Source organism: Thiomonas arsenitoxydans, assembly GCF_000253115.1.
Taxonomy (GTDB): Bacteria; Pseudomonadota; Gammaproteobacteria; order Burkholderiales; family Burkholderiaceae_C; genus Thiomonas; species Thiomonas arsenitoxydans.
This window is the reverse complement of the sequence record NC_014145.1, coordinates 3,020,753-3,044,187: the sequence shown is the minus strand read 5'-3', so window position 1 is coordinate 3,044,187 and position 23,435 is coordinate 3,020,753. Positions and strand designations below refer to the sequence as shown.

The window sequence follows — 23,435 nt, the reverse complement described above, 5'->3', positions numbered from 1 at the left end:
CACACCGGGGCGGTGAGTCGAACGCTTGGCTCGCCGCCTCCGAACCCGGCGTGGCCTGCAGCCCCGGATGCAAGGCGGCTGAATGTACCAACGCCGGACGAGCACCTCGATCACGAGCGGGACGAGAAAGCCAAGGAAAAATGCCGGCGCCTGCTCCAGGCTTTTTGCGCTGGCGTTTCCGTCAGCATTTTCAGCCCCGGCATGACCGCCACACCAAGGGAAAATCCGGCCATCGTGAGGAGCGGCAACGCCCGGCGCATCACTTCGAGCAAGAGTTCCGTCGCAAGCGCAGCAAAAAATGGTCGCCGGGACCGAGCATTTTGTTGGAAATTGCGCATGCCCTCCTCACCAGCACCCTTGGGCGGTCAAGAGAGCTTTGCACGCTCAGTCGAAAATTTCTTTCCAGAACGATTTTCGGCCCTGCATCGGGCCATAGCGCCCCTGATGTTTCCCACCGCCGTGGTGGCCGTCGTTTTGGCCATAACTTTCAGGCTGTGGTGATGGGCGGCCCACTTGCTGTGGTGCGCTGGCCGCCTCCTGTTGCTGGCTGCGCTCGATGATCTTGTCGAGCTCGCCGCGATCGAGCCAAACGCCGCGACATTGCGGGCAGTAGTCAATTTCAATGCCTTGGCGTTCGGTCATCACCAGGGTACTTTCCTTGCAGACGGGGCATTTCATGATGGCATCTCCTTGTTGTGAAACCATGAACCAAGCAAATCAAACCGCTGCACGTTCCGCCGGCGCAGCAGCCGCATGCCGTTGAACACCACCAGCAGGCTGGCCCCCATGTCGGCGAACACCGCCATCCACAGGGTCGCCACGCCGCTCAGGGCCAGCACGAAGAACACGGCCTTGATGCCGAGCGCCAGGGCGATGTTCTGCTTGAGAATCATGGCGGTGTGCCGGCTCAAGCGGATGAAGTCGGCGATCTTGCGCGGGTCGTCGTCCATGATGGCCACATCGGCGGTTTCCAGCGCGGTGGCGGTGCCGGCCGCTCCCATGGCGAAGCCGATGTTGGCGCGTGCCAGCGCCGGCGCATCGTTCACGCCGTCGCCGACCATGCCGACCGAGCCGTAGCGCGCATGCAGTTCGGCAACGGCGGCCTGCTTGTCCTGCGGCAGCAGATTGCCGCGCGCATCCTTGATGCCGAGCTGGACGGCAATGGCCCGTGCCGTGGCCGGGTTGTCGCCGGTCAACATGACGGGTTCGACATGCAGCGACTTGAGGGCCGCAACGGCCTGCGCGCTCTCCGGCCTGAGGGTGTCGGCGACGCCAAACACGGCCACCGGGCCGACCGCGTCGCACAAAACGATGGCGGTCTTGCCGGCACGCTCCAGCACGGCAAGCTGCGCCTCCAGCGCGGCCGAACAGACCCCAATGTCTTCAGCCAGGCGGTGATTGCCCAGATGCCAGACCTGCCCGTCCATGCTGCCTTTGACGCCGCGCCCTTGCAGCACGCCGAAATCATCGACAGGCATGACTGCGGCGCCCGGCTGCTGCGCGCGCCAACCGGCGACCAGCGCCTGGGCGACCGGATGGGTGCTGTGGTCATCGAGGCTGGCGGCGATCCGCAGGGCTTGCGCGATCGGCATATCGCCAAGCGGGATCGCATCGGTCAGCGCGGGCTTGCCGAGGGTCAGCGTGCCGGTCTTGTCGAGCGCCACGGCTTTGAGCAGCCGGCCGCCTTCGAGATGCACCCCGCCCTTGATGAGGATGCCCCTCCGGGCCGCCGCCGCGAGGCCGCTGACCACCGTGACCGGGGTCGACACCACCAAGGCGCAGGGGCAGGCGATGACCAGCATGACCAGGGCCTCGTACAGCCAGGAACTCCAGCCGCCGCCGCTCAGCAGCGGGCCGAGGATGGCCACGGCGATGGCGAAGACCACCACCGCGGGGGTGTAGTAGCGCGCGAATTGATCGACGAAACGCTGGGTCGGCGCGCGCTGTGACTGCGCGCTCTGGATGGCCAGGGCGATGCGGGCCAAGGTGCTGTCACCAGCCGAGGCCGTGACGGTGGCTTCCACCACGCCATCGGCCACGATGCTGCCGGCATACAGCAGGTCACCCGCTTGCTTGTCCACGGGCAGGCTTTCCCCGGTGATCGGCGCCTGGTTCAGCGCCGCGCGGCCGGAGTCGACGCGTGCGTCCAGCGGCACCCGCGCGCCGGTGCGCACCCGGATGCGGCTGCCGACCGCCACCCCGGCCACCGGCTTGGACTCCCAGGCCTCGCCAGCCTTGACCTCGGCAGTTTCCGGCGCGATGGCCGTGAGCGCCTTGATCGCGTTCCTGGCACGCTCCAGCGACAGCGCCTCGATCGCCTCGGCCACGGCAAACAGGAACACCACCATCGCCGCTTCCGGCCACTTGCCGAGCGCCACGGCCCCGGCCACGGCGATGGACATCAGGAAGTTGATATTGAGGGTCAGGTTTCTGAGCGCGATCCAGCCCTTCTTGAGGGTGGGCAGACCGGCGCTGAGGATGGACACGGCGGCAAGCGCCATCACCATCCACGAGGCTTCTTGCCCGCTCGACCAGGCGATGACCTCGGCCGCGACGGCGGCGGCGCCAGCCACGGCGAGCAGACCTTTTTGCCTTCGGCTCAGGGCGGGGGGAAGCACGGACACCGGCGCATTGGCTTCCAGCAAATTGGGTGCCATGCCCAGCTTGTCCAGCGCCACGGCAATCTCCTGGGGCTGATCCAAGCGGTGATACACCGTGAGCTCCCGATTCACGAGGTTGAAGTCGAGCTGCACAACCCCGGGCATGGCCTCCAGCTTGTTGCGGATCAGGCGCTCCTCGGTCGGGCAGTCCATCTTGTCGATGCGGTAGCGCACCCGGCTGGTCCCTTCGGGTGCCGGATTGGTGTTGCACACCCCCGTGAGGCAGTCGGTCTGTGTCGTTGGGGCGCAGCAGGCATCGGCCGCCGCGTGGGCATGGGTATGCGCATCAGGGCCGTGGTCGTGACCATGATCGTGCGCATGATCGTGGTCACATGCGGGCTCATGGTCTTGCGCCTGGACAGGCAGGCGTAACGCTGTGCTGGTGGGGTCGTGCTGGCTCATGATGGCGGATCTCGGTGAACAGTGCGATCATTGAACAGCCTGTAGCAGCTACAGGGTCAAGTGCCTTTGCACGGCAGGGGAATACATCATGCGAATCGGGGAATTGGCGCGGCGCGGCCACTGCGACGTGGAGACGGTGCGTTTTTACGAGCGCGAGGGCTTGCTGGACGCGCCCGCCCGCGAGGGCAACGGCTATCGCAACTACACCAATGACCACCTGGTGCAGCTCAACTTCATTCGTCACTGCCGCTCGCTGGGCATGGGATTGCCGGACGCGCGCGTGTTGCGCAGCTTTCAGGAGCATCCTGAATCGGCGTGCGGCGCCATCAACCAGTTGATCGACCGGCAGATCGCGCGTATCCACCATCAAGTCGAATCGCTGCGCCTGCTGGAGCAGCAGTTGCACGCGCTGCGCGAAACCTGCCAGGCCAATCGAACCGCGGGCGCATGCGGCATCATGCAGAACCTGCAGCACGCTGCGGCTGGCGAGCCCTGCGAATGCCATGCGGAACCCTAGATAGTGTCGTCACGAGATATGGCATGATGGCGTTGTTCGCAACGACTGCGCTATTGAGATGCCAGAGACTCTTCATCGACACGACCTATCAGACAGGCACTGGGAATTGCTCGAGCCCCATCTGCCGGGGCGAGCGGGGGTTTGGGGTGGGGTTGCGCAGGACAACCGCCAATTCATCAATGCCGTGTTCTGGATTCTTCGCACCGGCGCGCCGTGGCGAGACCTGCCGGCCTCGTATGGTGGATGGAAAAACACCCATCGGCGTTTTTGCCGCTGGCGTGACCAGGGCATTTGGGAGTCGCTGCTCGAGCAGTTCATTGTGGAGCCTGATTTCGAATGGCTCATGATGGATGCCAGCCATTGCAAAGTCCATCCACACGCCGCAGGAGCGCGGGGTGGCAATCAGGCCATGAGCCGTACAAAAGGGGGCTCAACACCAAGATACATCTGGCCGTGGATGCGCATGGTCTGCCGCTCAGAGCGGTTATTACAGAAGGTGCCCGAGCGGATTGCGCAGAGGCTGAGCGGTTGATGGATGGATTCAGGATGCAGTGTCTACTTGCCGATAAAGGCTACGACAGCGATGCCATCGTGGCGAAAGCCCAAGAGCAAGGTGCGCAAGCCGTCATTCCGTCGCGCAAGAACCGCAAGCAACCCAGGGCCTATGACAAGGCGCTCTACAAACTGCGCCATCTGGTCGAGAACGCCTTCCTACATCTCAAGCGATGGAGGGGCATCGCCACGCGCTACGCGAAAAACGTCGCCTCATTCGTTGCCGCCGTGCAAATTCGATGCATCGTCCTCTGGCTGCGCATCTCGTGACGACACGACCTAGCCTGATGCTGGTGACCACCCCATGCAAGCGCACGGATCGCGTACGGCTTTCATAGCTGGTGGGGTCGGCACTGATGAAGATCTTGCACATGGCTGGGCTCCAGGAGGCCGTGGGTTGGAATGCTACAGGCTGATGCGCGTGCCGAGCACGGCCAGGAACTGGCCGATCCACGCCGGGTGCGCTGGCCAGGCAGGCGCCATGACCAGGTTGCCGTCCGTCACGGCCGCGTCGATGGCGATGCCCACGTACTCCGCACCGGCCAACTCGACCTCGATCTGGCAGGCGGGGTAGGCGCTGAGCTTGCGGCCCTTGATCAAGCCGGTGGCGGCCAGCAGTTGGGCGCCATGGCAGATGGAGGCGACGGGCTTGTTGTTGGTCAGAAAGTGCCGCGCGATCTCGACCACGCGCGTGTTCATGCGCAGGTACTCGGGCGCACGACCGCCGAGCACCACCAGTGCGTCGTACTTGGTGGGGTCGATGTCCCCAAAGCTGGCGTTGAGGGTGAAGCGGTGGCCAGGCTTCTCGCTGTAGGTCTGCTGGCCCTCGAAGTCGTGGATCGCCGTCATCACGTGATCGCCGCTTTTCTTGTCGGGCGCGATGGCGTGAACGGTGTGGCCTACAGCCTGCAGAGCCTGGAAAGGAACCATCACCTCGTAGTCTTCGCCGAAGTCGCCGCACAGCATCAGGATCTTGCTCATCGTGATTGTCTCCATTGGAGCATGTGGTTCCACCATTGTTCGCTGTACACGCCTGAGCTGGTAGTAGCTGCTTATCGAGCGAGTCGTGGTTTCCCCGGAACTGAAGCGGATGTGTATACCGTTCGGATTTGACCAGTGTGCCGACGCATCGTTGATCCATGCGCCTTGGGTACATGTCCTCACTCGACAGGAAACACCCGCAATTCTTCCCTGGTCACCGCAATTTCGGCCCCTTGGTCAACCTGACGTCGGCGCGAACAACTCAGATGAGACATCGCCGACAACTACGATCGTCAACTTGCTGAGCAAGCTGTTGCAGCTTGACTCAAGCAAAAACGCCTCCGGAAACCCGAGGCGGTTCACTGGCGCCAATGCGGACCGAGCGACACACGCCCCCGACCGCTCGCTGACGACTGCCCGCTCGGGGCAGACCAATCCAATCTACCGCAGGCGACGACACCAGTTCCCAAGTTGAAGGATCACTCGCTCAGATAGCGCACGCCGGTCAGCTTTTCGGACAGCTCCCATAGGCGGCGCGCGGAGTCTTCATCGCGCGAGGCTTGGTTGGAGCCCACCTTCTTGGGGTAGCCCCGATTCCCGCCCATGCGGTCCGGACCGTAGTAATCGCCGCCGCGCACATCCGGCATGCTGGCTGCGTAGAGCTGGGGCAACGCACCCATTTCGGCGGATTGCGCCAGCAGCGCGTTGCCCATCCGCATGAACATCCGACCCAAGGCGGACTTCTCCATCGTGGGCCCGGCGGTTTGCAGATTGGTGGCGGCGTAACCCGGATGCGCGGCAACGCTGATCGCCCGGGCTCCCGCCTTGCTCAGGCGCCGCTGCAGCTCGTAGGTGAACAGCAGGTTCGCCAGCTTGCTCTTGCCATAGGCGTCCCACTTCTTGTAGCGCTTGCGCTCCCAGTTCAGGTCACCGAAGTCCATGCTGCGCGTCCAGTTGTGCGCAAGGCTCGCTGTGCTGACCACGCGGGCGGCGGATGCCACCAGCAATACATCCAGCAGCAGGCCGGCAAGAGCGAAATGGCCAAGATGATTGGTGCCGATCTGCATCTCGAAGCCTTGCTTGGTCCGCACCAGCGGCAGCGCCATCACGCCGGCATTGTTGTGCAGGATATCCAGCTTCTGATGCCTGGCTTTGAAAGCCTTCGCAAATGCAGCGATGGAATCGAGATCGGCGAGGTCGAGCGCCATGAACTCGAGCTGCGCACCGGGCACTGCAACCTTGATCGCGTTCATTGCAGACTCGGCTTTCTCGCGTCCCCGGCAAGCCAGCACCACCTGCGCCCCGTTGCGCGCCAGTTCGAGCGCCGTGTGAAACCCCAAGCCGCTGTTGGCGCCGGTGACGACCGCCAGCTTGTTCTTCAGATCCGGCATGTCGGCCGTTGTCCAATGGCTCATTGTTATTCCCGTGGGTGTGTTTGCATTGATGGGCAGTCGACCCAGAAATTGCGCGCCAGCGGCCGCCGTTGATCCCACTTGCCCTTCTTGCTGGCGAAATCGACGACGCCGCTGCCCTGATCCGCATCCGGCACCTGCCAGGCGCCGTTGACCGCGCCGGAGAGCGCGCCCGACAACGCCTCGAAGCCCTGCGCGGTGTACAAATCGCACTCCACTCCCCGATTGATGATGAATTTCAGTTGTCTCACGGCCTGGTGATTCTTCACCCGGAATACCTCCAACAAATGGTTCACTTCCGCATCGAGTGCACCGATCGGCACGACCCGGTTCCACAGGGTGAGGTCCACGGCGCGGCGCGCACCGTGCAAGGCGCCGATCAGGTTGATCTCCTTGGTCATGCGCCGACCGATCAGGCGCGCCATGCGCGTGGTGCCGCCCCAGCCCGGGGTAATGCCCACATCCACTTCCGGCATGCCCCAGAGAGCCCGCTCAGTGGCAATGACGAAATCGCAGGCCATGGTGATCTCCAAGCCGCCGCCGACGGCCATGCCGTCGACCGCTGCGATGGTGATCTTGTCCAACTCCTCCAGCGTATTCGCCATGTGCTGGTAGTAGCGCACGCGGCGCATGACGTCGTTGGCATTGCCCCACTTGGGCATTTCGGTGATGTCGTCGCCGGCGCAGAAGTGCTCCCCCGCGCCTTTGATGATCAGATAGTTGATGTCGGTGGCGTCGCGCGCCTTTTCGAAGGCGCCGACCAGTTCGGCGGACAAGGACATGGACAGCGCATTGCGCCGCTGCGGACGGTTCAGCGTCAGCAGCATGGCGTCACCGCTTTGTTCAATGATCAGATCGTTGCTCATCCGCTTGCTCCTTGAGTTCGGGATGTGTTGCAGCGACGGGCTTGCACCTGGGCGCACAACCAGTCACAATCGAATGAATAGTTACACAGACGCTATCAAAATGCAAGTTAATAAAAAGAAATCAACCGGATCACGCCCCGAGGTCCCGGTCGCGCAGCGACGCCCGCGGGTGGATTCGATCGAGCGCGTGCTGTCGCAGGTTGGCGACGCCTGGACCTTCCTGATCCTGCGGGAAGCGTTTTTTGGCGTGCGCCGCTTCGATCAATTCCAGACCACCCTGGCGGCCGCGCCCAACATCCTGACCGACCGTCTCAAAAAGCTGGTCGCCAACGGCCTGCTACAGAGGCATCAATATCTGGAGCGTCCTCCGCGCTTCGAATACGGGCTGACGGAAAAGGGGGTCGACTTGTACCCAGCTATCGTGCTGCTCATGCGCTGGGGTGACCGCTGGCTGGACGAGGACAAGGGGCCGCCGTTGGTGTTGATGCACAGGCCCTGCGGCAAGGTGTCACAGCCGGTTTTGGTGTGTGATCAGTGCGCCGAGCCGATCAACGCGCGCGACATGGACTGGAAGCCGGGGCCAGGGGCTGAGCCTTCAGTCTCTGCGATGGCGTAGGTTGGTCTGATCATCGTGTCCGTGTCCGAGTTCGACTCTACCGAGCAAGAGGCGTTGTAACTTGCACCAGGTCATCGATGACATCGGCGAGTGCGCCCTGATTGTTGCCGGAAGGCCGCTGGAGCGCATCACCCAGCTCACCGAGGCGCTACCCGAGCATCCCCCTGTACAAGATCATCGACTGGTTTGCACAGCCGCGGGAGATGGTCGTCCACCCGACCTACATCGTGTTCTACCGCGTGACGGCCACCAGCATCGACATGCTCGCCGTCACCCACGCACGCCGCCAGTCCCCGGCTTGAGTGCTCGAAAGTGACAACATGACGATATAGCGTGACGCACACCGTGCGCAAGGCCGATGAGAACGGCCACCCCATTGAGATCATCCGCACCATCTCGGCACGTCGCGCCGACCGCACCGAAAGGCAACACGATGAAGCGCAAAACCGTGAGCCACACGCTGAAGACTCTGCCGATCTTGACCGGCGCAGCATGCCAGGCTCAAGGCGCTGGCAGCCAAGTCCAACAGCGAGATCGACGCCAGCGACAAGCTGGTGCAGGCCATCGAGACGGTGTACCCCAAGAGCGGTCGTCGCGGTCGCCCGCCCATTGGCGCCGAACGCATGCTGAGGCTGTATTGCATCCAACTGTGGTTTGGCTTGAGCGACGAGGGCGTGGAAGACGCCCTGTACGACAGTGCGGCATTCCGGCGCTTCGTCGGCATCGATCTGCGCACCGAGCGCGCCCCTGACTCGACGACCTTGCTGAAGTTTCGCCGCCTGCTGGAAACCCACGACCTCACGCGCGCACTGCTCGACGGGGTGAACGCCGGCATGCAAGAGCGCAGACTGCTGCTCAAGCGTGGCACGCTGATCGACGCTACCATCATCGCGGCGCCCAGTTCCACCAAGAACGCGCAGGGCACGCGCGACCCCGAGATGCGCTCGACCAAGAAGGGCAACAACTGGCACTTCGGCTTGAAGCTGCACATCGGCGTCGATGCCGAGTCGGGGCTGGCGCATACGGGGGTGACCACCGCTGCCCACGCAGCCGATGTGTCGCATGTGACTGAACTGCTGCATGGCGAGGAAGCGGACGTCTTTGCCGATGCGGGTTACACCGGCGTGGACAAGCGCGACGAGGTCACGGCCGCGCAGCAAGACGGCCGGATCGCACCGAACGTGAACTGGCATGTGGCCACCAAGCGCAGCCTGATCAAGAAACGTCCCGACGGCCTGGGCAACCCAAGTTCGACGTTCTGAGCAGATTTCAGCGATGGTCGGCGGTTGATAGATGTGTTGAATCAATGGGTTGAATGTCACCGTGGGGTGTTTTTCCGAAACTGTTTGTAGTGGCACGTTATTGACGCGAAGTAGTCGGCCCTGCAAAATTCATCTGATGCCACCGAGATTGGCATGAGCGAACGCATATCTAAGCGCGTTGACATTACCGGACGCAGGGGAGCCCAGGAAGTGGGCCAACCCGGCCACGAATTCAGGGCGCAATAAAAGGACCTTCAGCCCCAGACGCACCATCGCCCGCAGCAACCAGCGCAGGTTGTAGCCCGCCGCGCAGAGCACCGCATGCAACGCATCGCCGGTGGCCCCTTGCAACCAGCAGCGATCCATCCGGTTATCCGATTTCAGATGCCCGATGGCCGGCTCCACCGCCTGCCGGCGTTTCAGCCATCGGCGCTGTTGCAGCGTCAGCGGCTTGTACTTGCCCCGGTGGATGATCTCCACGCCAGGGTTGTCCTTGTCCACGCCCCGATAGCCCAAGTCGACCACCACCTGCTTGGGCACTTTGCCCGTCCCCTCCAGCAAAATGCCCGTCTGTTCCAGTTGCGGGTTCAACACGTGGCCATCGTAGGGGTTGCCCGGGAAGGTCCGGGCGCCCACCATCAGCCCGCTCTGATGGGCGCCCGCAATGCTCGTCTTGACCCCGAACTCGTAGGGCTTGCGCGCCTTGCCCTTTGTGTACAGCGTCAGAAGAACCCAAGTCGGGACTGCTGCGGCGGCAGCTCAAAGCCGCATAGCTCAGTTGTGCAACGTCACGCTTCTTTTGCGGCCTTTCGCCGGCTATCCGCCGTCGGCGTTCCGGGCGTCGTGGCCGACGCGACGCGGACGATCGAGATCGCCGTGGACGATTCGATGCGCTTCACACCGGACGCGATGTAGGTGCAGCGGGGGCAGACCGTCCGCTTCATCCTCGTCAACCAGGGGAAGATGCGGCACGAGATGACCATCGGGACCATGGCCGAACTCCAGGAGCACGAGAAGATGATGGCGGCGATGCCCGACATGGCCAACGGCGTCGAACCCAACATGGTCGCCGTGCCGCCGGGAGGAAAGGGCGAACTGGTCTGGCACTTCGGCCAGGCCGGGGCGGTGGATTTCGCCTGCACCATGCCCGGCCACATGCGGGCCGGGATGCTGGGCAAAGTGCTGGTCCGGTAGCCCCGCATCGGGTCCGGCTTCGCCTTGCAAATTCATGACGCAGATGTCATGGGATGGTCATGCGCGGGACAGCGACGGATGCCTATACTCGGATCGAGCAATCGGAAATCGCGCACTGACTGCGGATGGGCCGGGTCTGCGATGCGCGGTGCAAGCTGAGGAGGGCAGGCTCATGGGCACACTGCTGTACTTACTGCTGATCGCCGGCGTGTTTTTCGTGATGATGCGCTTCGGTTGCGGGGCGCACGTCATGGGCCACGGCGGACACGAGGGCCACGACCGCGCTGGTGGAGGGGCTGGCGGCGCCTCCGGCGGCCCGGCGCCGGACAAGGCGGTCGACCCGGTCTGCGGCATGAGCGTGGACACCGCCACCGCCAGGTCGGCCGTCTACCGCGGCCGGCCGTACTGGTTCTGCTCCGCAGAGCACCGCGACCAGTTCGAGGCTGCGCCCGAGCGCTACGCCATGGCGGACCAAGAGAAGGAGCACTCCCATGCCCACTGAAACCTGGCGTCCCGCCAATCGCCCGCGCCTGCCGGTGGTCGCCCTTGGCATGAGCCTGGGGATCTTCCTGGCCATCACCTTCGCCGCCTGCGTCGGCTTCGATCTGCTCGTTCCCGGGCAGGCCATGTACCAGAGCTGGCTGAAGCTGCTGCCCGGATTCACCTGGCTGAGCTGGCCGAGCTTCCTGCTCGGCCTGGGCGAGAGCTTCGGCTACGGCTGGTACGTGGCGCTGATCTTCGGCCCGCTGTTCAACTTCTTCGCTGCCCGGCTGACCGAATGAGGCTGCGCCCGGAAGAGCTTCCCATGCACGCGATCCCACGCAAGTCTCCCCGTCGGTCCGCTACCCCGACGCAAGTCGCCGCTGCGCCCGCGCCGGTTCCCGCGCCTGCCGTCGCCGCAACGCCGGCGGCGCCGGAGCCGAACCCGGCACCGCCGGCAGCGGCCGGCTTCCTCCCGCTGGACTATGCGCGCGACGTCGTCGAGCGTTCGATCCTGTTCTGGGACACGCTGCGCCAGCGCGCCGACGACCTGATCGCCCACGAGCGCGCCGGCAAGCCGCCGCTGCTGGACTTCGACTACGAGACGCTGCTCGACGCGCGCCGCTTCGAGCGCCCGGCCAACTACGCACTGCTGCGCATCACCCGCATTGGCGAGGACCGCTGCGAGGAGTGCTGCACCGACGCGTCCAAGCCCCCGGTGATGATCGTCGACCCGCGCGCCGGCCACGGCCCGGGGATCGGCGGGTTCAAGCGCGACTCCGAGGTCGGCATGGCGATGCGCGAGGGCCATCCGGTGTACTTCGTCGTGTTCTTCCCCGAGCCCTGCCCGGACCAGACGCTGGCCGACGTGCTGCATGCGCTGCGGCGCTTCGTCGAGGTCGTGGCCGAGCGCCACCCCGGAACGCGACCCGTCCTCTACGGCAATTGCCAGGCGGGCTGGGCCATTGCCCTGCTGTCGGCGGACTGCCAGGGGCTGGCCGGGCCGGCGGTGCTCAATGGCTCGCCGCTGTCGTACTGGGCGGGCGAGCCCGGGGTCAACCCCATGCGCATCGCCGGCGGCTTCGTCGGCGGCGCCTGGATGACCCACTTGCTCGCCGACCTCGGCGACAGCCGCTTCGACGGCGCCTGGCTGGTGCAGAACTTCGAGACCCTAAAGCCGGAAGCGGTGTGGGAAAAATACGCCTGCCTGTTCGTCGCGGTCGACACCGAGCGCGACCGCTTCCTGGAGTTCGAGCGCTGGTGGGGCAGCTTCTACTTCCTCGGCCGCGAGGAGATCCTCTCCATCGTCGAGAACCTGTTCATCGGCAACCGGCTCGAGGAAGGCGGGGTGCGAATCTGCGACGGCTGCTTCGCCGACCTGCGGCGCATCCGCAATCCGCTGGTGATCTTCGCCTCGCACGGCGACAACATCACCCCGCCGCACCAGGCGCTGGGCTGGATCCCGGCGGTTTACGAGGACACCGCCGACCTGAAGGCCGCCGGCCAGCGTATCGTCTACCTGATCGACCCGCACGTCGGCCACCTGGGCATCTTCGTCTCGGCCAAGGTGGCGCGGCTGGAGCACCGCGCGATCCTCGAAAGCCTCGCCGAGATCGAATCGCTCGAGCCCGGCCTGTACGAGATGCGCATCGACAATCCCTCGGGCGATCCCGACTCGCGCAAACCGGCCTACGCCGTGCGCTTCGAACCGCGCGAGGTGGAGGACCTGAAGTTCCCCGCGACGCCCGAGGCGTTCGAGCGCGTGCGGCAGGTTTCCGAGGCCAACGAGCGTCTCTACCGCGACTGGGCCGGCCCGTTGGTGCGCGCTCTGGCCAACCCATGGAGCGCCGCGGTCCTGGAGAGACTGCACCCCATGCGCACCAGCCGCATGCTGCTGTCCGGGGAGTTCAACCCGTGGATGGGCGCGGTGCGCGAACTCGCCCGGCAGGTCGGGCAGCGGCGCAAACCCTTGCCGCCCGAGCACCCGCTGATGGCCAGCGAGAGCGACGCCGTGCGCCGGACGGGCGCGGCGATCGGTGCATGGCGCGAATGGCGCGATGGCCAGGACGAGCGGATGTTCGCCCTGCTGTACGGCGCCGGGCAGCCTGCCGCTGCCGCCAAACCCGCGACACGCAAAGGCGCGTCCCATGGTCGGTGAAGCAGCGTCGGCCGCGGCGCTGACCGCGGTCGGCACGGTATGAAGACGCGCACGTCCTGGATCGGCTTCAACGGCGTTCCCGCGGGGGAGAGACGCGCGGCCCGCGCGCTCGGCAGGTTCGCTGCGCCGTGGATGATCGGCATCGCCCTGCTGGCGATGCCCTCGTTCTACCTCGAGGACCTGCAAGGCAATGCCCTGTACGCAGGCTGGGGGCTGCGCATCGACGCGCTCATCTTCGCCGCCTTCGCCGCCGAGACCGCGCTGACGGCGACGCTGTGCCGCAGGCGCTGGCGCTACCTCGCGGCCAACTGGCTCAAGGTCTTCATCGTCCTGGTTTCGGGGCTGGCGCTGCTCGGCGCCAACCGGGGCTGGATGCCGATCGTCCACCTGCTCCACCTGCTCTACATCGCCCTGTGTTCGCCTGGCTGCTGGGCCATGTCCGCCGTGTGTTCTCCGACAGCGTGATTCCCTACGCTGTGCTGCTGGGGGCCGGAGCGGTGCTGCTGGCGGGAGTGGGCTTCTACCGGATCGAGCCGACCATCCGCACCTACGGCCAGGGCGTGTGGCTGGCGTTCACCACCGCAGCCACCGTGGGATACGGCGACTTCGTCCCGACCACCGCGGCCTCGCGGGCGCTGGCCGTGCTGGTGGTGACCGGCGGCTACGCGGTGTTTTCGCTCGTCACTGCGGGCGTCGCCGCGTTCTTCGTGGGCGAGAGCGAGAAGAAGGCGCAGTGCGACATCCAGGACGAGTTGCGGTTGCTGCGCGAGGAGGTACGGAATCTCCGGCGCGACCTCGCCGCTTCCCGCCCCCGCCTGTGCGAGAAAGCCCCGGCCGCGTCGGGGGATTCGAAGAGCCTATGATTTTCGGTGCAACGGTCCGGCCATTCCCACTTCCCCGAACGCATGAGCGCCTTGCGCATCGCTTTCATCGCCTTTGTGCTGGCAGTCTTGCCACTGCACGGCTGGGCGTACGCCGTAATGCCCGCGGCCGCCACGGCGATGGCTGGGACTGCATGCGGCCATGCGGCTCCAACGTTCGGACACGGGTCGGCCGCGCGCGCCACGAGCCTCGCCGCACCGCCGCGTCCGTTCGTGCGTCACGGCGCAGGCTGTCCTGCCGGCGGCCAGTCGACCTGCCATGTCGTCTGCGGACTGACGCTGGCGACGGTTTCGGCGCCGGCCGTGTCCTTCCTGCCGCCTGCCGCAGCGGCTGTGCCGCAACCCGACGACCAGCGCCTCCCCAGCGCGCCGCCCGACGCATCCTACCGGCCGCCCCGGGCCTGAATCTCCCGACGCCTCACTGCGGGGCGGCCATGTGGCCGTCCCTTCCGGGGGACGCCGGCATCCGCCGCGGCCGTCCCCGTGAACGATCGATCGAGGTTTTCCCATGCGCATTCGTCTGCGATCCGTCGTTGCGGCCGGCGTGGCCGCCGCATTGGTCGCCGTGGCCTATGTCGCGCTCACCGACCACCCGCCGGCGCCGGACGCGACCTTCGTCCTGCTGTCTGGCCGGAAGCTGACCACCACGCAGTTGCGCGGCAAGGTCTACCTGGTGAACTTCTGGGCGACCAGTTGCGCCACCTGCATCAAGGAAATGCCACAGATGATCCAGACCGACCAGCGCTTCAAGGGGCGGGATTTCGCCTTCGTCGCGGTAGCGATGAGCTACGACCCGCCGGACTTCGTCGAGCAGTACGCCCGCACGCGCCGCCTGCCCTTCGACGTCGCCCGCGACGCCGACGGCAGCGCGGCCCGCGCGTTCTTCGGGGTGCGGATGACGCCCACCACCTTCCTGGTCGACAAGCGCGGGCGCATCCTCAAGCGCATCCTCGGTGAACCGGACTTCCCGGAACTCCACCGCCTCATCCGCCGCGAGCTGGCCGCTTCGTGATAGGTGCGACCGACATGTCCCTTTTCTTCGAAATCGCCCTGGCCCTCGCCGCGGGCCTGCTGCTGAACCTGACCCCGTGCGTGCTACCGGTCATCCCGATCAAGGTCCGAACCATCCTGCGCGAGGCCGGCGAGGGAATCGGAGCGCGGGCCGTGTCCGCCGCCCTGTTCGCTCTCGGCTCGGTGTCGTTCTTCGCGGCGCTGGGACTGGCCACCGCGCTGCTGCACTTGCAGTGGGGGGTGTTGTTCCAGTCGCGCGCGGTGCTGGTCGGGCTGGTCGTGGTGATGCTGGTGCTGGCGGCGGCGAGCTTTTCCGCGCGCAGCCTGCCGGTGCCGGCAGCGGTCGCGCGCCTGCGCGGTGGTCGCCATCTCGAGCCGCTGGTGTCGGGTCTGGTCGGCGGCGTGCTGTCCACGCCGTGCACGGGCCCCCTGCTCGGCGGCGTGCTGGTCTTCGCCCTGACCCGACCGCCGGCGGACATTGTGACGCTGTTCGTGGCCATCGGTTCGGGGATGGCGCTGCCCTACGTCGTGCTGCTGCTGCGGCCTGCCCTACTCGCCCGGCTGCCGCGAGGCGGGGCCTGGGCCGAGGTGGTGCGCAAGAGCTTCGGCTGGCTGCTGCTGGGCGGCGCGGTCTTCTTCGCGCAGAGCCTGCTGCCGGCATGGGTCGCTGATGCAGCGTGGATTGCGTTTCTCGCCGCGCTGGTGCCGTGGGCCGCTGTCACCGCGCTGCGCGCCACTGACCGGCGCACCCGGTGGGCCGCGGCGCCGGCCATCGCCTACCTGGGCGCCGGGTTCTGGCCCGCTGCCGGACAGGGCATCCCCTGGCAGCCGCTGCGCGCTGGCGACGCCGGCGCCATCGGCGCGCTGCATCGGCCGGCGCTGGTCGAGTTCACCGCGCAGTGGTGCCTGAACTGCCGCATCCTGGAGAAGACCGTGTACCGCGACCCGGCGGTGGCGCGCGCCGTGCGCGCGGCCGGCGCCGTGCCGCTGCAGGCCGACCTCACCCGCCCCGACCCCGTCCTGCAGCGGCTGCTGGCGAAGTACGGCGGTGCCGGCATGCCGTTCCTGGCGATCCTCGATCGCAACGGACGCGAGGTGGGGCATCTGTCCGGGCTGTTCACCGCCGGCACGCTGATCGAGCGGCTTTCCACCCTGCAACCTGTTTCGACGGCCGGCATGGCCGCGCCGGTCGACTCCGCGTCGGAGGTGAGCGCGAGCGTCACTGCGGCAGCCGGCGGCGCGACGGTGATCCTGCACATCGCCCGCGGCTGGCACGTCTACGCCAATCCGCCCTCGGCGCCCTACCTGATCCCCGTGTCGGTGCGCGTGCTGAGCGACGGGCGCGCGCTCGACGGGCGGCCGAGCTATCCGCCCGGCACGACCATCGGCTTGCGCATCGACGGCCGCGACATCCTCGTCTACGAGAACGACGCGCGCATCGGCCTGCCCGGCCTGGCAAGCCTGCGAGGACAAGGACCTTTGCCTACCGCCGACGACCCTGAGCGCCGCGGTGCGGTGAGGCGATCCACTTTTTTCAGCTTTCTCTTGATCCCAACCGAAAAGGAGTTGCAATGAGACATTTCCCCACCCGGCGGCTCGCAGCCGCCTTGCTGGCCGCAGCCGCGACGATGCTTCCGGCCTGGGCTGCCGGCCCGGCGATGCCGGCCATGGCGGGCATCGCCGCCGCGGGCGCGCCGGTCGAGCTGATGCACGTGCACGGCCTGGCCTTCGGCCCCGACGGCACCAGGCTCTACATCCCCGACCACCACGGCGTGGCGGTGTACTCGGCGGGACGCTGGTCCACGCTGCCGAGCGCGTCCAACGACTACATGGGCTTTACCGCCACGCGCACGGCGTTCTACAGCAGCGGCCACCCGGCGCCGGGGACGAACGCGGTCAATCCCATCGGCCTGGTCAAGAGCACCGACGGCGGCCGGACCTGGCACACCCTCGGCCTGCGCGGCGAGTCGGACTTCCACGTCATGGCGGCCGGATACGCCTCCAACGCGGTCTACGCGATGGCCATGGAGCGCAACAGCCGCATGCCCGAGCCGGGGCTGTATGGCACGGTCGACGACGGCTTCGTCTGGAAGCATGCGGCCGCTGACGGCCTCGAGGGCGAGGTGTTCGCGCTGGCCGTGCATCCCACCGATCCGCGCATCGTCGCCGCGGCGACCAAGAGCGGGCTGTACCTGTCCACCGACGCGGGCGCGCATTTCCGCGCCGTCGCCGGCAACGCCCAGTTCCTGTCGGTGGCGTTCGACCTCGACGGCAAGCATCTCTGGTACGGCAGCTACGACGGCCAGCCGCACCTGACGCGCATCGCCTTCGCCGGCGGGTCCAGCGCGCCGCAGGCCGTCGCGCTGCCGCCGCTGCGGGAGGACGCGGTCGCGTACGTCGCGCAGAACCCGGCGCGCCGCGGCGAGTTGGCGATCGCCACCTTCCGGCGCGACGTCTATCTCTCCCTCGACGGAGGACGGAGCTGGAAGCAGATCGCCGCCGCCGGGCGCACGCGATAGGACGCTTCGCCTGCCCGCCGGCGCGAAGGCCGACCGTCGGCCGGCGGCGAACATGACATCGACGTCATGATCCGGTCATCTGCCTGAAAGCGCCGACCGCCTAGACTGGTCTTGCTGGGCCGCCGTCGGAGACGCGCGGGCTCCGCCCGATGGAGAGCGAACACCATGAACGATACGACCCATCTGCACCCGCACGAGGCACACCCCGGACCCGCGTTGAGCGCTCGCCCGGCGTCCGGCGGCACGCGCTACACCTGCCCGATGCACCCGCAGATCGTGTGCGACGCGCCGGGTTCGTGCCCGATCTGCGGCATGACGCTCGAGCCGCTCACGGTGCAGGCGCAGGACGAGGACAACCCCGAGCTGGCATCGATGACCCGGCGCTTCTGGGTCGGCCTGGCGCTCACCCTGCCGGTGCTGGCGCTGGCGATGATCGACTACCTGCCGGGGATCCACGCCGCCGCGCTGCCCGGCGCCGCGGCCTATCCCTGGATCGAGTTCGCTCTCGCCTCGCCCGTGGTGCTGTGGGGCGGCTGGCCGTTCTTCGTCAAGGGCTGGCGTTCGGTGGCGACGTGGAACCTCAACATGTTCACCCTGATCGGGCTGGGCGTGGGCGTGGCCTACGCCTACAGCGTCATTGCCCAGGTCGTCCCGCAGATCTTTCCGCCGGCCTTCCGCGACCCCGCCAGCGGCCACGTGGACGTGTACTTCGAGGCGGCCTCGGTGATCGTCACCCTGGTGCTACTCGGGCAGGTGCTCGAGTTGCGCGCGCGCAGCAGCACCAACGCGGCCATCCGCGCGCTGCTGGGCATGGCGCCCAAACTGGCGCGACGCATCGCGCCCGACGGGACCGAGGCCGACGTGCCGCTGGAGCAGGTGCAGGTGGGCGACCGGCTGCGCGTGCGCCCGGGCGAGAAGGTTCCGGTCGACGGCGTCGTCCTCGAAGGCGCGTCCTCGGTGGACGAGTCGATGATCACCGGCGAGCCCATGCCGGTGGAAAAAGGTGCGGGCGACAAGGTGGTCGGGGCCACCGTCAACAGCAGTGGCGCGCTGGTCATCCAGGCGCAGCGCGTGGGCGCCGACACCCTGCTGGCGCAGATCGTGCACATGGTCTCGGAGGCCTCGCGCAGCCGCGCCCCGATCCAGAAGCTGGCCGACCTGGCCTCGGCGTACTTCGTCCCCGCCGTGGTCGTGACCGCCGCGCTCACGTTCGCCGTCTGGGCGGTGTTCGGGCCGGCGCCGGCCATGGGGTACGCCGTGATCAATGCGGTGGCGGTGCTGATCATCGCCTGTCCCTGCGCGCTCGGCCTGGCCACGCCGATGTCGATCATGGTGGCCACCGGCAAGGGAGCCGCCGCCGGGGTGCTGTTCAAGAACGCCGAGGCGATCGAAACCTTGCGCCGCGTCGACACCCTGGTGGTCGACAAGACCGGCACGCTCACCGAGGGCCGGCCGCGGCTGCAGGAGGTGATGCCGACGCAAGGCTTCGCGGCCGACGAGGTGCTGCGCCTCGCGGCCAGCCTGGAGCGCGGCAGCGAGCACCCGCTGGCGGCGGCCATCGTGCAGGGTGCGCAGAACAAGGGACTCGCCCTGGAGCCGGCCACGGACTTCCAGGCCGCGCCCGGCAAGGGCGTGACCGGGACGATCGCGGGCGCGCATGTGCTGCTGGGCAACGCGGCGCTGCTGTCGGCCAACGGCGTGGGCACCGCAGCGCTGGCCGCGCCGGCCGAGGCGCAGCGCGCGCAGGGGCGCACCGCGATGTTCCTGGCGGTGGACGGCCAGGCCGCCGGGCTGGTGGCGGTGGCCGATCCGGTCAAGGCGACCACGCCCGAGGCGATCCGGCAACTGCACGCCGAGGGCCTGCGCATCGTCATGCTCACCGGCGACAGCGAAACCACGGCCAAGGCCGTGGCACGCGACCTCGACATCGACGAGGTCATCGCCGGGGTGCTCCCGGACCAGAAGGCGCAGACGGTCAAGCGCCTGCAGGCCGAGGGCCGCTTCGTCGCCATGGCCGGCGACGGCATCAACGACGCCCCGGCGCTGGCGCAGGCGCAGGTGGGCATCGCCATGGGCACCGGCACCGACGTGGCGATGGAGAGCGCCGGCGTCACCCTGGTCAAGGGCGACCTGCGCGGCATCGTGCGCGCCCGGCGCCTGAGCCGTGCCACCCTGCGCAACATCCGGCAGAACCTGTTTTTCGCCTTCGTCTACAACAGCCTGGGCGTGCCCGTCGCTGCGGGCATTCTGTACCCGTTTTTTGGCATTCTGTTGTCACCGGTGATCGCGGCGGCGGCGATGTCGTTCAGCTCGGTTTCGGTCGTGGCAAACGCCCTGCGCCTGAGGCGCGCGCGCATTTGAAAAACTGGGCCCAGGCCAGACAGGCCTCTCTTTCATCGTTCATTGGAGAATCGTCATGAGTTCTTATGTGTTTACCGTCACGAGCAACAAAGACTTCGAGACCACGGTGCAGGCCGCGACCGATGCATTGAAAGAGGAGGGCTTCGGTGTGCTGACCACAATCGATGTGGCGGCGACGCTCAAGGCCAAGCTTGGGATCGATGAGCGCCCCTATCGCATCCTGGGCGCCTGCAATCCCCACTATGCCCACCAGGCATTGAAAGTGGAGCCCGACATTGGCGCGCTACTGCCGTGCAATGTCGTCGTGCGAGAGGAACCAGACGGAAAGGTCAGCGTGGTATTCATGGATCCGGCCGCCGTGCTCGGCATGGTCGGGCAGTCTGAAATCGACCGGCTCGGAGGGGAAGTGCGCACCAAACTGCTGCGTGTCGCCCAGTCCCTGCAGTCGTAAGTACAGCGCCGCCAAGTTTTTGGCTCGTTGTGGGGGCTCTCGCATTCGGATTGAAGGAGCGTCATCGTGGGATATGGCTATGGAATGATGGGTGGTTGGGGTGGATTCGGCCTGGGGTGGGTGTTCATGGTGCTGTGGTGGGTCGTGATCCTCGCGCTCGTGGTGGGCTTGATCCGATGGCTGTTTACGGGCCACGCAAACAGTTCAGAGTCACGCCCGGTAGACAAAAAGCACATGGACATCCTCAAGGAACGTTATGCCCGCGGGGATATTGACCGCGAAACCTATGAGCGGATGCGGCGCGAGCTGGAAAGTTGAGGTGCATCATGAGCAAGATTTCAAAGTGGGTGCTCGCGCTTGGCATCGTGCTGTTCGCCTACTACTTGGCGCTGGTTCCAGAATTCGGTCCGTTTCCCTTCTGGGGGCAGCGATGGGAAGTCGGCGTCGCACAGGCGCCGTGGCATGAAAATGGGCCTTGGCCCTACGGCATGGGCATGATGGGTGGTGCCCTCCGGTATTGGGAGCGTCCAGCCCCTCGCGACAGACCGTATGGCGGGTACGGCATGATGGATGGAGCTGCACCATGGGCTGGACGGGCCTGGCAGGCAAATCTGACGCTTGCGCAGCAGGTCCGCATTGGACAGATCCAGGCAAGCGCTCTGCGTCAGGAAGGTGCGTTGCAGGCGCAGCTCTACGCCGCAAGAGCAAATTTGCTGGCCTTGAATTCAGCAGCCAAGCCCGACCCGAAGGCTCAATCTCAGGCAGCGACAAGCGTCGCGGATACGTTACGCCAGCTTGTTCAGATCCGCCTGCAGGCAGAGCAACAGATTCAGACGGTTCTCGCGTATCCTTCGAAACCCCCATCGACAACGGCCTCTGGCACTGCGCCGTAGACTGAAAGCCGCGACGCACTGACCGCGACCTGGATACTTTCGGAGCTGACGGGTTTCACAGAATGTGCCCGGCCGGCAGGTCGACGCTGAAACACGTCATTCCGGATGTAGAGGTGACCGAGACTTTCCCAGCGTGGGCCTCGATGATCGACTTGACGATGGCAAGTCCGAGGCCTGCACCCTCGCCGCGTCGCTGGCGCGAGGGATCCACGCGGTAAAAGCGATCGAACAGATGCGGCAAATGTTCTGATGGAATGCCAATCCCGGGATTACAGACCTCGATCGTGACCCATCGCTGATTCCGCGACAGGCGTACGTCGACGGATTGGTCGCGTTGCGTGTAGCGGACGGCATTGGCGATCAGGTTGCTGAGTGCGCGGCGCAACATCTCTCGATCACCCTCGACTCGACCGACTTGCCCGTTCAGTTCGAGCGAGACCCCACGGTCCTCCGCCCAGGCTTCGAAGTAGTCGAACAGGCTGCGTATTTCCGCATGCAGGTCAATTCCCCCGGCGTCGCGTCGCATCGGCCCCTGCTCGGCTTGCGCCAGGAACAGCATGTCGCTGATCATCGCGCCCATACGCTCGAATTCTTCAAGGTTCGAATACAGGATTTCCCGGTAGGCATCCACGTCCCGGGCCTTTGACAGCGCGACCTGGGTCTGCGTCGTGAGATTGGTCACAGGGGTGCGCAGCTCGTGAGCGATGTCGGCCGAGACGTTACGCAAACGCGCGAAGCCTTGCTCGATCCTGGTCAACATGGCGTTGAAGGCGGCCGCCAGATCCACGAGTTCGACTGGAACGTGCTTTGGATCGAGGCGTGTGTGCAAGCGCTCAGTTGTCATTTCTCGCATGCGCGCGCTGATGCGGCGCAGCGGCGCGTGCCCTTGGCGTACGGCTAAGGCTGCAACAAGAACGCTGATGAGGCTTGCCATCAACGTCCCCGCCCAAAGAGCATTCTGCAATTCCCGCAAATACTGGAGGTGGAAGTCGATCGCAGTGGCGACGACGACCGTTTTGTCGCCACTGCGCAAGACCGCTCCTCGGTAGACGTGGTGATCGGTTCGCCAGATATGGAGCGTATCTAAAGCCAAATGCGTGGTGGCTGGCACCTTTTCGCCCAAGGCATCGAGATCTGGTGCAGTCGTTCCGTACAGCCGCCGGCCATCAGCATCACGGACGACAAAGTACACATCGTGGCCTCCCGCGATCGCGTCGGCGAGCTCGTGGGACTGTGCTGCCCCAGACGAAGAAGCCCCATCTCGACGAAGCGCTGCATCCACCGATGCCCAAGCTGATTGCAGTTCGGCCAGATCCATCCGGGAAAAATGCCGCTCGATCGAATATTCGATGCCCCATGCAGAGAGTACGAATATCGCCGTTGTCACCAAGCCGACCAGACTTGTGACGCGAACCGCCAGCGACATGGGGCGGCGTGTTCGCTTCTCAACGCCCATCGGGGACGTCCAGGGTATAACCCATACCGCGCACGGTCTGGATCAACTTGGGCTCGAAACCATCGTCGACCTTCGCTCGCAGCCGACGAATGGCAACATCAATCACATTCGTGTCACTGTCGAAGTTCATGTCCCAAACCTGGGATGCGATCAGGGACCGAGGCAGCACTTCGCCCTGACGACGGATCAGCAATTCAAGCAAGGCGAACTCCTTGCTGCTGAGGTTGATTCGGGTGCCGGCCCGCGTAGCGCGGCGCCGCGGTAAATCGAGCACCAGATCGGCGACCTCAAGTTGATCGATTTGCGTTGGGGCGCGCCCGCGTCGCAACAGGGTGCGTACCCGTGCAAGCAACTCGGTGAAGACAAATGGTTTGACCAGATAGTCATCGGCCCCGAGTTCAAGGCCCTTGACGCGATCCTCCACCGCGTCACGCGCGGTGAGGAACAGCACCGGCGTATTGTTGCCCGACTCGCGAAGGGATCGGAGGATGCGCCATCCGTCGATGTCGGGAAGCATGACATCGAGCACGATCAGGTCATACGGCGCGATCATCGCGTGATGATGGCCATCGAGGCCGTTGCGCGCCCAATCCACGACGAACCCCGATTCTCTGAGACCCTGCTGTAGATATTCCCCGGTTTTGACTTCGTCTTCGACGATCAGAAGTTTCATCTGCGTTACCTCGCCGGCGCCCCAAGACCGAGGCATGCTCTCAATGTAGTCCGCCGAATCTGCCGCGACCATGACAGGACGATGACATCA

General features: G+C 65.8%; 26 protein-coding genes and 3 pseudogenes. 18 read left to right on the top strand and 11 right to left on the bottom strand.

Annotation, left to right across the window (positions count from 1 at the left end):
* Positions 1-110: 110 nt before the first annotated feature.
* The 3 genes from THI_RS18950 to THI_RS14370 are packed head-to-tail and all read right to left on the bottom strand — an operon-like array spanning position 111 to position 3,062.
* The gene (locus tag THI_RS18950; protein ID WP_013106979.1) at positions 111-338 is read right to left on the bottom strand and encodes a hypothetical protein; all 228 of its coding nucleotides are present in this window, start codon (positions 336-338) and stop codon (positions 111-113) included.
* Positions 339-384: 46 nt separating this feature from the next.
* Entirely contained in the window at positions 385-678 is a 294-nt protein-coding gene (locus THI_RS14375; RefSeq protein ID WP_013106978.1) for a TFIIB-type zinc ribbon-containing protein, read from the bottom strand.
* The gene (locus tag THI_RS14370) at positions 675-3,062 is read right to left on the bottom strand and encodes a heavy metal translocating P-type ATPase (protein ID WP_013106977.1); all 2,388 of its coding nucleotides are present in this window, start codon (positions 3,060-3,062) and stop codon (positions 675-677) included. Before THI_RS14370 ends, THI_RS14375 begins: the two co-directional genes overlap by 4 nt.
* An 88-nt stretch (positions 3,063-3,150) precedes the next feature.
* Between THI_RS14370 and THI_RS14365 the strand changes: the two genes are divergently transcribed.
* Positions 3,151-3,579, top strand: a complete 429-nt coding sequence (locus THI_RS14365) for a Cd(II)/Pb(II)-responsive transcriptional regulator (RefSeq protein WP_013106976.1) — start codon at positions 3,151-3,153, stop codon at positions 3,577-3,579.
* A gap of 58 nt (positions 3,580-3,637) precedes the next feature.
* A protein-coding gene (locus THI_RS18570) for an IS5-like element ISThsp20 family transposase (protein WP_141130611.1) occupies positions 3,638-4,401 on the top strand; the annotation gives its coding sequence in 2 pieces (ribosomal slippage) (positions 3,638-4,010 and positions 4,010-4,401; 765 coding nt in all).
* Positions 4,402-4,411: 10 nt separating this feature from the next.
* Here the strand turns inward: THI_RS18570 and THI_RS19425 are convergent.
* From THI_RS19425 to THI_RS14340, 4 genes and pseudogenes are all read right to left on the bottom strand, one after another.
* Positions 4,412-4,504: pseudogene (locus tag THI_RS19425) on the bottom strand (ribbon-helix-helix domain-containing protein); the annotation flags it as partial.
* 32 nt (positions 4,505-4,536) lie between these two features.
* Positions 4,537-5,112, bottom strand: coding sequence for a DJ-1/PfpI family protein (locus tag THI_RS14350; RefSeq protein WP_013106973.1), 576 nt, complete (start codon positions 5,110-5,112; stop codon positions 4,537-4,539).
* A gap of 479 nt (positions 5,113-5,591) precedes the next feature.
* On the bottom strand, positions 5,592-6,527 hold the full coding sequence (locus THI_RS14345; RefSeq protein ID WP_013106972.1) for an oxidoreductase: 936 nt from the start codon (positions 6,525-6,527) through the stop codon (positions 5,592-5,594).
* Between the two features lie 2 nt (positions 6,528-6,529).
* Positions 6,530-7,351 carry an enoyl-CoA hydratase/isomerase family protein gene (locus THI_RS14340; protein ID WP_157869591.1) on the bottom strand — a complete coding sequence of 274 codons (822 nt, stop codon included), beginning with the start codon at positions 7,349-7,351 and terminating at the stop codon, positions 6,530-6,532.
* A 208-nt stretch (positions 7,352-7,559) separates the two neighbouring features.
* Here THI_RS14340 and THI_RS14335 point away from each other — a divergent pair, with 208 nt between their 5' ends.
* Entirely contained in the window at positions 7,560-8,006 is a 447-nt protein-coding gene (locus THI_RS14335) for a winged helix-turn-helix transcriptional regulator (RefSeq protein ID WP_013106970.1), read from the top strand.
* Between the two features lie 548 nt (positions 8,007-8,554).
* Positions 8,555-9,241, top strand: a pseudogene (locus THI_RS14325) (IS5 family transposase); the annotation flags it as partial.
* A 156-nt stretch (positions 9,242-9,397) separates the two neighbouring features.
* On the opposite strand, the pseudogene THI_RS14320 reads toward THI_RS14325, so the two are convergent.
* Together THI_RS14320 and THI_RS18945 are read right to left on the bottom strand one after the other, a co-directional pair.
* A pseudogene (locus THI_RS14320) lies at positions 9,398-9,979 on the bottom strand (transposase); the annotation flags it as partial.
* A gap of 77 nt (positions 9,980-10,056) precedes the next feature.
* Positions 10,057-10,260 (bottom strand): hypothetical protein, encoded by a 204-nt coding sequence (locus THI_RS18945; protein WP_157869590.1) that lies wholly within the window; start codon positions 10,258-10,260, stop codon positions 10,057-10,059.
* Between THI_RS18945 and THI_RS18940 the strand changes: the two genes are divergently transcribed.
* The 14 genes from THI_RS18940 to THI_RS14250 all read left to right on the top strand — a co-directional run bounded on the left by THI_RS18940 (position 10,232) and on the right by THI_RS14250 (position 21,216).
* On the top strand, positions 10,232-10,462 hold the full coding sequence (locus THI_RS18940) for a hypothetical protein (protein WP_156054964.1): 231 nt from the start codon (positions 10,232-10,234) through the stop codon (positions 10,460-10,462). The two genes, THI_RS18945 and THI_RS18940, sit on opposite strands and share 29 nt — an antisense overlap.
* A gap of 172 nt (positions 10,463-10,634) precedes the next feature.
* Positions 10,635-10,964 (top strand): YHS domain-containing protein, encoded by a 330-nt coding sequence (locus THI_RS14310; RefSeq protein WP_050986058.1) that lies wholly within the window; start codon positions 10,635-10,637, stop codon positions 10,962-10,964.
* Complete coding sequence (locus THI_RS14305; protein WP_013106969.1) at positions 10,954-11,244, top strand: DUF5676 family membrane protein; 291 nt, start codon at positions 10,954-10,956, stop codon at positions 11,242-11,244. The genes THI_RS14310 and THI_RS14305 overlap by 11 nt, the downstream gene beginning before the upstream one ends.
* 23 nt (positions 11,245-11,267) lie before the next feature.
* Positions 11,268-13,100, top strand: coding sequence for a DUF3141 domain-containing protein (locus THI_RS14300; RefSeq protein ID WP_172978989.1), 1,833 nt, complete (start codon positions 11,268-11,270; stop codon positions 13,098-13,100).
* A gap of 39 nt (positions 13,101-13,139) precedes the next feature.
* Complete coding sequence (locus THI_RS14295; RefSeq protein ID WP_013106967.1) at positions 13,140-13,565, top strand: hypothetical protein; 426 nt, start codon at positions 13,140-13,142, stop codon at positions 13,563-13,565.
* Positions 13,514-13,963, top strand: coding sequence for a potassium channel family protein (locus THI_RS14290; RefSeq protein ID WP_050985967.1), 450 nt, complete (start codon positions 13,514-13,516; stop codon positions 13,961-13,963). Before THI_RS14295 ends, THI_RS14290 begins: the two co-directional genes overlap by 52 nt.
* A gap of 42 nt (positions 13,964-14,005) precedes the next feature.
* The gene (locus THI_RS14285) at positions 14,006-14,386 is read left to right on the top strand and encodes a hypothetical protein (RefSeq protein WP_013106965.1); all 381 of its coding nucleotides are present in this window, start codon (positions 14,006-14,008) and stop codon (positions 14,384-14,386) included.
* 103 nt (positions 14,387-14,489) lie between these two features.
* Complete coding sequence (locus THI_RS14280) at positions 14,490-14,993, top strand: TlpA disulfide reductase family protein (RefSeq protein WP_013106964.1); 504 nt, start codon at positions 14,490-14,492, stop codon at positions 14,991-14,993.
* Between the two features lie 14 nt (positions 14,994-15,007).
* Positions 15,008-16,567, top strand: a complete 1,560-nt coding sequence (locus THI_RS14275; RefSeq protein ID WP_041609028.1) for a cytochrome c biogenesis protein CcdA — start codon at positions 15,008-15,010, stop codon at positions 16,565-16,567.
* Complete coding sequence (locus THI_RS14270; protein ID WP_013106962.1) at positions 16,564-17,511, top strand: F510_1955 family glycosylhydrolase; 948 nt, start codon at positions 16,564-16,566, stop codon at positions 17,509-17,511. Before THI_RS14275 ends, THI_RS14270 begins: the two co-directional genes overlap by 4 nt.
* A gap of 165 nt (positions 17,512-17,676) precedes the next feature.
* Entirely contained in the window at positions 17,677-19,872 is a 2,196-nt protein-coding gene (locus THI_RS14265; protein WP_050985964.1) for a copper-transporting P-type ATPase, read from the top strand.
* A gap of 55 nt (positions 19,873-19,927) precedes the next feature.
* On the top strand, positions 19,928-20,323 hold the full coding sequence (locus tag THI_RS14260; protein WP_013106960.1) for a DUF302 domain-containing protein: 396 nt from the start codon (positions 19,928-19,930) through the stop codon (positions 20,321-20,323).
* 66 nt (positions 20,324-20,389) lie between these two features.
* Positions 20,390-20,641, top strand: coding sequence for an SHOCT domain-containing protein (locus THI_RS14255; RefSeq protein ID WP_013106959.1), 252 nt, complete (start codon positions 20,390-20,392; stop codon positions 20,639-20,641).
* 8 nt (positions 20,642-20,649) lie between these two features.
* Entirely contained in the window at positions 20,650-21,216 is a 567-nt protein-coding gene (locus tag THI_RS14250) for a hypothetical protein (RefSeq protein WP_013106958.1), read from the top strand.
* Between the two features lie 55 nt (positions 21,217-21,271).
* On the opposite strand, the gene THI_RS14245 is transcribed toward THI_RS14250, so the two are convergent.
* Both THI_RS14245 and THI_RS14240 read right to left on the bottom strand, forming a co-directional pair.
* On the bottom strand, positions 21,272-22,672 hold the full coding sequence (locus THI_RS14245) for a heavy metal sensor histidine kinase (protein ID WP_013106957.1): 1,401 nt from the start codon (positions 22,670-22,672) through the stop codon (positions 21,272-21,274).
* Positions 22,662-23,345: a heavy metal response regulator transcription factor gene (locus tag THI_RS14240; RefSeq protein ID WP_041609312.1), complete on the bottom strand. Its 684-nt coding sequence runs from the start codon at positions 23,343-23,345 to the stop codon at positions 22,662-22,664. Before THI_RS14240 ends, THI_RS14245 begins: the two co-directional genes overlap by 11 nt.
* Positions 23,346-23,435 lie beyond the last annotated feature (90 nt).

Bases quoted from the DNA above. Each gene is read 5' to 3' on its own strand.
- THI_RS14260 (WP_013106960.1), top strand. From the start codon at position 19,928: ATGAGTTCTTATGTGTTTACCGTCACGAGCAACAAAGACTTCGAGACC.
- THI_RS14295 (WP_013106967.1), top strand. From the start codon at position 13,140: ATGAAGACGCGCACGTCCTGGATCGGCTTCAACGGCGTTCCCGCGGGG.
- THI_RS14370 (WP_013106977.1), bottom strand. From the start codon at position 3,062: ATGAGCCAGCACGACCCCACCAGCACAGCGTTACGCCTGCCTGTCCAG.
- THI_RS14240 (WP_041609312.1), bottom strand. From the start codon at position 23,345: ATGAAACTTCTGATCGTCGAAGACGAAGTCAAAACCGGGGAATATCTA.
- THI_RS14245 (WP_013106957.1), bottom strand. From the start codon at position 22,672: ATGGGCGTTGAGAAGCGAACACGCCGCCCCATGTCGCTGGCGGTTCGC.
- THI_RS14310 (WP_050986058.1), top strand. From the start codon at position 10,635: ATGGGCACACTGCTGTACTTACTGCTGATCGCCGGCGTGTTTTTCGTG.
- THI_RS14350 (WP_013106973.1), bottom strand. From the start codon at position 5,112: ATGAGCAAGATCCTGATGCTGTGCGGCGACTTCGGCGAAGACTACGAG.
- THI_RS18945 (WP_157869590.1), bottom strand. From the start codon at position 10,260: ATGGTCCCGATGGTCATCTCGTGCCGCATCTTCCCCTGGTTGACGAGG.
- THI_RS14340 (WP_157869591.1), bottom strand. From the start codon at position 7,351: ATGCTGCTGACGCTGAACCGTCCGCAGCGGCGCAATGCGCTGTCCATG.
- THI_RS14265 (WP_050985964.1), top strand. From the start codon at position 17,677: ATGAACGATACGACCCATCTGCACCCGCACGAGGCACACCCCGGACCC.
- THI_RS18950 (WP_013106979.1), bottom strand. From the start codon at position 338: ATGCGCAATTTCCAACAAAATGCTCGGTCCCGGCGACCATTTTTTGCT.
- THI_RS14250 (WP_013106958.1), top strand. From the start codon at position 20,650: ATGAGCAAGATTTCAAAGTGGGTGCTCGCGCTTGGCATCGTGCTGTTC.
- THI_RS18940 (WP_156054964.1), top strand. From the start codon at position 10,232: ATGCGGCACGAGATGACCATCGGGACCATGGCCGAACTCCAGGAGCAC.
- THI_RS14375 (WP_013106978.1), bottom strand. From the start codon at position 678: ATGAAATGCCCCGTCTGCAAGGAAAGTACCCTGGTGATGACCGAACGC.
- THI_RS14300 (WP_172978989.1), top strand. From the start codon at position 11,268: ATGCACGCGATCCCACGCAAGTCTCCCCGTCGGTCCGCTACCCCGACG.
- THI_RS14345 (WP_013106972.1), bottom strand. From the start codon at position 6,527: ATGAGCCATTGGACAACGGCCGACATGCCGGATCTGAAGAACAAGCTG.
- THI_RS14365 (WP_013106976.1), top strand. From the start codon at position 3,151: ATGCGAATCGGGGAATTGGCGCGGCGCGGCCACTGCGACGTGGAGACG.
- THI_RS14280 (WP_013106964.1), top strand. From the start codon at position 14,490: ATGCGCATTCGTCTGCGATCCGTCGTTGCGGCCGGCGTGGCCGCCGCA.
- THI_RS14275 (WP_041609028.1), top strand. From the start codon at position 15,008: ATGTCCCTTTTCTTCGAAATCGCCCTGGCCCTCGCCGCGGGCCTGCTG.
- THI_RS14285 (WP_013106965.1), top strand. From the start codon at position 14,006: ATGAGCGCCTTGCGCATCGCTTTCATCGCCTTTGTGCTGGCAGTCTTG.
- THI_RS14270 (WP_013106962.1), top strand. From the start codon at position 16,564: ATGAGACATTTCCCCACCCGGCGGCTCGCAGCCGCCTTGCTGGCCGCA.
- THI_RS14305 (WP_013106969.1), top strand. From the start codon at position 10,954: ATGCCCACTGAAACCTGGCGTCCCGCCAATCGCCCGCGCCTGCCGGTG.